The organism is Cellulomonas sp. NPDC057328, assembly GCF_042667215.1.
In the GTDB taxonomy this organism is placed as follows: Bacteria; Actinomycetota; Actinomycetes; order Actinomycetales; family Cellulomonadaceae; genus Cellulomonas.
The window spans coordinates 1-6,179 of the sequence record NZ_JBHUZW010000169.1 but is presented as its reverse complement, the minus strand read 5'-3'; the positions used below and the strand labels follow the sequence as shown (position 1 = coordinate 6,179).

Sequence of the window (6,179 nt, the reverse complement as noted above, 5' to 3'; positions counted from 1 at the left end):
CGGGGCGGGCCGTCCCGGACGGCCCGCCGCGCCGCTCATGCGTACGCACCCGTCGTGGGACGAAGGGGAAGACCATGGCAAGCACCACCCCGCTGCACCAGCTGCGCGACGCCGGCGTGGCCGTCTGGCTCGACGACCTCTCGCGCGAGCTGACCCGCTCGGGCGACCTCCAGAGGCTCGTCGAGCGCGGCGTCGTCGGCGTGACCACCAACCCGACCATCTTCGCGAGCGCGCTCGCGAAGGGGAACGCCTACGACGAGCAGCTCGCCGAGCTCGCCGCCGCGGGCGCGTCCGTCGAGGAGGCGGTCGCCCGCATCACGACGGACGACGTGCGCGAGGCGTGCGACGTCCTGCGCCCCGTGTACGACGCGACCGACGGCGTCGACGGGCGCGTGTCCATCGAGGTCGACCCGCGCCTCGCGCGGGACACCGAGGGCACGCTGGCGTCCGCCCGGACGCTGTGGTCCACCGTCGACCGTCCCAACCTCTTCATCAAGATCCCCGCCACGGTCGAGGGCCTGCCGGCCATCGCGGCGGCGATCGCCGAGGGCATCAGCGTCAACGTCACGCTGATCTTCTCGCTCCAGCGCTACCGGGCGGTGCTCGACGCGTTCGTCGACGGCCTCGAGCGGGCGCACGCCGCCGGCATCGACCTCGCGCCGATCGGCTCGGTCGCGTCGTTCTTCGTCTCGCGCGTGGACGCGGCGATCGACCCCCGGCTCGACGAGATCGGCACCGCCGAGGCCGACGAGCTGCGCGGCAAGGCGGCCATCGCCAACGCCCGCCTCGCGTTCGGCGTCTACGAGGAGGTCGTCGCGGGCGAGCGCTGGCAGGCCCTCGCGGCCGCCGGCGCGAAGCCGCAGCGCCCGCTGTGGGCGTCGACCGGTGTGAAGGACCCCCGCTACCCCGACACCCTGTACGTCGAGGACCTCGTCGTGGCCGGGACGGTCAACACGATGCCCGGCAAGACGCTCGACGCGGTCGAGGACCACGGCGTGCTCCGCGGCGACACGGTGACGGGCCTGCAGGACGCGTCGGCGGGGCTGCTCGACCGCCTCGAGGCGCTCGGCATCTCGGTCGACGAGGTCACCGAGCAGCTCGAGACCGAGGGCCTGCAGAAGTTCGAGGCGTCCTGGGGCGAGCTGCTCGAGACCGTGGAGAACGGCCTGCGCGACGCGCCCACCGCGGGTGCGCAGCAGTGAGCCCCGCCGCCGTGGCGGAGGGCCGGAACCCGCTGCGCGACCCGCGCGACCGCCGGCTCCCCCGCATCGCCGGGCCCAGCGGTCTCGTCATCTTCGGCGTCACCGGTGACCTGGCGCGCAAGAAGCTCATGCCCGCCGTGTACGACCTGACCAACCGCGGCCTGCTCCCGCCCGGCTTCGCCCTCACCGGCTTCGCCCGGCGCGACTGGGCGACGCAGGACTTCGAGCAGGTCGTGCACGACGCCGTGAAGCAGTACGCGCGCACGCCGTTCCGCGAGGCCACGTGGCGCCAGCTCGCCGAGGGCATCCGCTTCGTGCAGGGCACGTTCGACGACGACGACGCGTTCGACCGGCTCCGCGAGACCGTCGAGGACCTCGACGTGTCGCGCGGCACGGGCGGCAACCACGCGTTCTACCTGTCGGTCCCGCCGAGCTCGTTCCCGGTCGTCTGCAAGCAGCTCGCCCGCTCGGGGCTCTCGCAGCCGAAGGAGGGCACGTGGCGCCGGGTCGTCATCGAGAAGCCCTTCGGCCACGACCTGAGGTCGGCCCGGGAGCTCAACGACATCGTCTCCTCGGTGTTCCGGCCGGACGACATCTTCCGGATCGACCACTACCTCGGCAAGGAGACGGTCCAGAACCTGCTCGCGCTGCGGTTCGCGAACCAGCTGTTCGAGCCGATCTGGAACGGCAACTACGTCGACCACGTGCAGATCACGATGGCCGAGGACATCGGCATCGGCGGCCGCGCGGGGTACTACGACGGGATCGGCGCCGCGCGCGACGTCATCCAGAACCACCTGCTGCAGCTCCTGGCCCTCACGGCGATGGAGGAGCCGGTCTCGTTCGACGCGGCCGCCCTGCGCGCCGAGAAGACGAAGGTGCTCTCCGCGGTGCGGCTCCCCCGCGACCTGGGCCGGCACACGGCCCGCGGGCAGTACACCGCCGGGTGGCAGGGCGGCGAGAAGGTCATCGGCTACGCCGAGGAGGAGGGCTTCAACCCCGACTCGACGACCGAGACGTACGCCGCCGTGCGCGTCGACATCGACACGCGACGCTGGGCCGGCGTGCCGTTCTACCTGCGCACGGGCAAGCGCCTCGGCCGTCGCGTCACGGAGATCGCGGTCGTCTTCAAGCGGGCGCCGCACCTGCCGTTCGAGTCCACCGCGACCGAGGAGCTCGGCAAGAACGCGCTCGTCATCCGCGTCCAGCCGGACGAGGGTGTCACGCTGCGGTTCGGCGCCAAGGTGCCGGGCACGCAGATGGAGGTCCGCGACGTCACCATGGACTTCGGCTACGGCCACTCCTTCACGGAGTCGTCCCCGGAGGCCTACGAGCGCCTCATCCTCGACGTCCTGCTCGGTGACCCGCCGCTGTTCCCGCAGCACGAGGAGGTCGAGCTCTCCTGGAAGATCCTCGACCCGATCACCGCGCACTGGGCCTCGCACGGCAAGCCCGACGACTACCGCGCGGGCACCTGGGGGCCGGCCTCGGCCGACGAGATGATGGCCCGCGACGGGCGCGCCTGGAGGCTGCCGTGATCATCGACATGCCCGACACCACCACGCGGGACATCAACAAGCGCCTGCTCCAGGAGCGCGACGAGGGTGGCGCCGTCGCCCTCGGGCGCGTGCTGACGCTGATCATCGACGTCGGCGCGCACGACCCGGAGGAGTCCATCGCGGCCGCCAACGAGGCGAGCCGCGAGCACCCCTGCCGCATCGTCGTGCTCACCGAGCGCCCGGACGAGCGCTCGACCGTGCTGGACGCGCAGATCCGGCTCGGCGGCGACGCCGGGGCGAGCGAGGTCGTCATCCTCCGCGCCTCGGGCGACGTCCTGTCGCACCTCGACACGCTCGTCATGCCGCTGCTGCTGCCGGACGCGCCGATCGTCGCGTGGTGGCCGTACGACGTGCCGGAGAACCCGTCGGAGCACCCGTTCGGGCGGATGGCGCAGCGGCGGATCACGGACACGACGCAGTCCGGCGACCCCGGGGCCACGCTCCGCCGCCTCGCGTCGGTCTACGCGGACGGGGACACCGACCTCGCCTGGACGCGCGCGACGCTCTGGCGCGGACTCATCGCCGCGACGCTCGACCAGCCGCCGTACGAGCCGGTGCAGCGGGCCGTGGTCGTCGGCGAGAGCACGCACCCGTCCGTCGACCTCATGGCCGCGTGGCTCGCCGAGGCCCTGCAGTGCCCGGTGGAGGTCGAGCGGGTGCCCGGAGCCCCGGCGATCACGCAGGTCCGCCTGCACCGCGCCGCGGGCGACATCGTGCTCGACCGGCCGGACGGCAAGACGGCGGCGCTGCGCCAGCCGGACCAGCCCGAGCACCGCATCGCGCTGCCGATCCGGCAGCTGCGCGAGTGCCTCGTCGAGGAGCTGCGCCGCCTCGACGCCGACGAGGTGTACGGCGAGGTCCTCCAGGTGGGACTCGCCCGCATCGACGCCTGAGCGCGCGCCGCGGGGTCGTCCGCCGTCCGGCGGGCGACCCCGTGGCCCCGCCGCCCGCTCCCCCGCCGGAAGGATCCGCCGTGAGCCCGCACGCCAGCCCCGAGGTCGTCCTCCACCCCGACGCGGAGGTGCTCGCGGCGGCGACCGCGGCCCGCCTCCTCACCCGGCTCGTCGACCTCCAGTCCCACCGGGCACCGCTGCACGTGGTGCTCACCGGCGGCACCGTCGGCACCGCGACGCTCCGCGCCGTCGCCGCCAGCCCCGCCCGTGCGGCCGTCGACTGGTCCCAGGTGCACCTGTGGTGGGGCGACGAGCGGTTCCTGCCCGACGGCGACCCGGAGCGCAACGAGACGCAGGCGCGCGAGGCCCTCGTCGACGCGCTCGGCGACGCCCTGCCGGCCGCCAACGTGCACGCCGTGCCCGCGCGCTCCGACGCCGTCCCCGACGCCGACGCGGCCGCACGCGCCTACCGCGCCGAGCTCGCCGCGCACGCGCCGGAGGGCGCCCGGGCGCCCGTCCCCGACGTGCTGCTCCTCGGGGTGGGCCCCGACGGGCACGTCGCGTCGCTCTTCCCCGGCAAGCAGACGCTGCACGAGCAGCGCGACCTCGTCGTCGCCGAGCACGACTCCCCCAAGCCCCCGCCCGAGCGGGTGTCGCTCACGTTCCCCGTCATCCGGTCGGCGCGCGAGGTGTGGCTCGTGGCCGCCGGCGCCGAGAAGGCCCCGGCGGTCGCACGGGGGCTCGCCGGCGACGACGTGACGACCACCCCGGCCGCGGGTGCCGTCGGCACCGAGCGGACGCTGTGGCTGCTCGACGTCGCCGCGGCGCAGGACCTGCCGGCCGCGGGCACCGACGCCGACGCTGTCGCCGACGGCACGACGACCGGCACGCGCACGGGCACGAGCACGGGTGCGGACGACGACGCGTCAGGCGCGACCGCGGCCGCCGACGCGCTGTGGGCGCGTGTCGACGACTACCTCGCCGCTGTCGTCGACGAGCCGGCCGACGCCGCGACGGTCGCCGCGGCGGCCGCCGCGTCCGGGCTGCCGGACATCGCCCTCGCGCCCAACCAGGGGCGGCTGCTCGAGATCCTGGCGCGCACGGTGGGCGCCCGCCGCGTGCTCGAGGTCGGCACGCTCGGCGGCTACAGCACGTGGTGGCTCGCCCAGGCGCTGCCGTCCGACGGCACCGTGGTCACCCTCGAGCTGAGCGAGGCGCACGCCGCCGTCGCACGCGCGTCCCTCGACGCCGCCGGGGTCGGCGACCGCGTCGAGCTGCGCGTCGGCCCCGCCGCCGAGTCGCTCGACGCGCTGGTGGCCGAGGAGGCCGAGCCGTTCGACCTCGTCTTCGTCGACGCGGACAAGGAGCGGCTCGCGACGTACGTCGACCGGGCCCTCGCCCTGTCGCGGCCCGGCACGCTCGTCGTCGTCGACAACGTGGTGCGCCGCGGCGCCGTGGTGCAGCCCGACCACCCCGACACGCGGGTCCAGGGCGTGCGTGCCTTCGTCGCGGCGGTCGCGCGAGACCCGCGCGTCGACGCCACCGTGGTGCAGACCGTCGGCGCCAAGGGCCACGACGGGTTCGCGCTGCTGCGCGTGCGCTGACCTCTCCGCCCGCCGGCCCCGTGCTGAGCGCGCGAGGTCGCGGGAGTCAGTCGAGGTCGCGGGCTCGAACCCGCGACCTCGCGCTCACCCCGCGACCTCACGCTCAGCCCGCGACCTCGGCGTGCGCGCGACGACGCGCCCCGGCACCCTGCTCGGTGAGCGGGGGTGCCGGGGCGTCGGCGGAAGGTGCTGGTGCGGCTGCCGTCAGCGGCCGCGGCGCGCGCGGAGCGCGGCAAGCGCCTCGTCGAGGATGGCCGCGCCGTCCTCGTCACTGCGACGCTCCTTCACGTACGCGAGGTGCGTCTTGTACGGCTCGTTCTTGCTGGGTGCCGGCGGGTTCGCCGGGTCCTGCCCGGCGGGGAACCCGCACCGCGGGCAGTCCCACGTCTCGGGCGCCTCGGCCGCCGCCTCCTCCGCGAAGCTCGGGCGGGTCTCGTGGCCGTTGGAGCACCAGTACGAGATCCACACCCGCGGAGCGGCGTCGCCGCGTTCCGCCTCACCCATCGGGCCCGCACCGACGCGGGACCCCCTGATCGCGCTGCCGCTCGCCATCGCCGATCTCCCTCAGTCCGAGAACTTCTCGATGAGCCCGAGCAGGACGATCATGACCGTCCAGACGAGGGCGACCGCCACCGTGATGCGGTTGAGGTTGCGCTCCGCGACGCCGGACGAGCCCGCGCCGGCGGTGATGCCACCGCCGAACATGTCCGAGAGGCCGCCGCCCTTGCCCTTGTGCAGCAGCACGAGGGGGACCAGCAGGAGGCTGGTGATCACCAGGAGCACCTGGAGAGAGATTCGCAGGGCAGTCACGTCGGTGGGCTTCCTCAGCTCGGTGGTCGGGGTGCGGGCCGCGCCGCCGGGTGGCGACGACGCGATGACCGCGGTACAGGGTAGGCGACGCGGGGCGGTGCGAGCCAGCAC

The 6,179-nt window shown here is 74.6% G+C and carries 6 protein-coding genes; 4 read left to right on the top strand and 2 right to left on the bottom strand.

Annotated features, from left to right (window positions below):
• Window positions 1-74 precede the first annotated feature (74 nt).
• The 4 genes from tal (at window position 75) to pgl (ending at window position 5,258) form a co-directional block, all read left to right on the top strand.
• Window positions 75-1,202 carry a transaldolase gene (gene tal, locus ACFUMH_RS18290; protein WP_378208896.1) on the top strand — a complete coding sequence of 376 codons (1,128 nt, stop codon included), beginning with the start codon at window positions 75-77 and terminating at the stop codon, window positions 1,200-1,202.
• Window positions 1,199-2,740, top strand: coding sequence for a glucose-6-phosphate dehydrogenase (gene zwf, locus ACFUMH_RS18285; RefSeq protein WP_378208894.1), 1,542 nt, complete (start codon window positions 1,199-1,201; stop codon window positions 2,738-2,740). Before tal ends, zwf begins: the two co-directional genes overlap by 4 nt.
• Window positions 2,737-3,654, top strand: a complete 918-nt coding sequence (opcA, locus tag ACFUMH_RS18280; RefSeq protein WP_378208892.1) for a glucose-6-phosphate dehydrogenase assembly protein OpcA — start codon at window positions 2,737-2,739, stop codon at window positions 3,652-3,654. The genes zwf and opcA overlap by 4 nt, the downstream gene beginning before the upstream one ends.
• A gap of 80 nt (window positions 3,655-3,734) precedes the next feature.
• Window positions 3,735-5,258 carry a 6-phosphogluconolactonase gene (pgl, locus tag ACFUMH_RS18275; RefSeq protein ID WP_378208890.1) on the top strand — a complete coding sequence of 508 codons (1,524 nt, stop codon included), beginning with the start codon at window positions 3,735-3,737 and terminating at the stop codon, window positions 5,256-5,258.
• A 204-nt stretch (window positions 5,259-5,462) separates the two neighbouring features.
• Here pgl and ACFUMH_RS18270 read toward each other — a convergent pair whose 3' ends face one another.
• Together ACFUMH_RS18270 and secG are read right to left on the bottom strand one after the other, a co-directional pair.
• Complete coding sequence (locus ACFUMH_RS18270) at window positions 5,463-5,810, bottom strand: RNA polymerase-binding protein RbpA (protein WP_378208888.1); 348 nt, start codon at window positions 5,808-5,810, stop codon at window positions 5,463-5,465.
• Window positions 5,811-5,822: 12 nt separating this feature from the next.
• On the bottom strand, window positions 5,823-6,068 hold the full coding sequence (gene secG / locus ACFUMH_RS18265; RefSeq protein ID WP_378208885.1) for a preprotein translocase subunit SecG: 246 nt from the start codon (window positions 6,066-6,068) through the stop codon (window positions 5,823-5,825).
• Window positions 6,069-6,179: the final 111 nt, after the last annotated feature.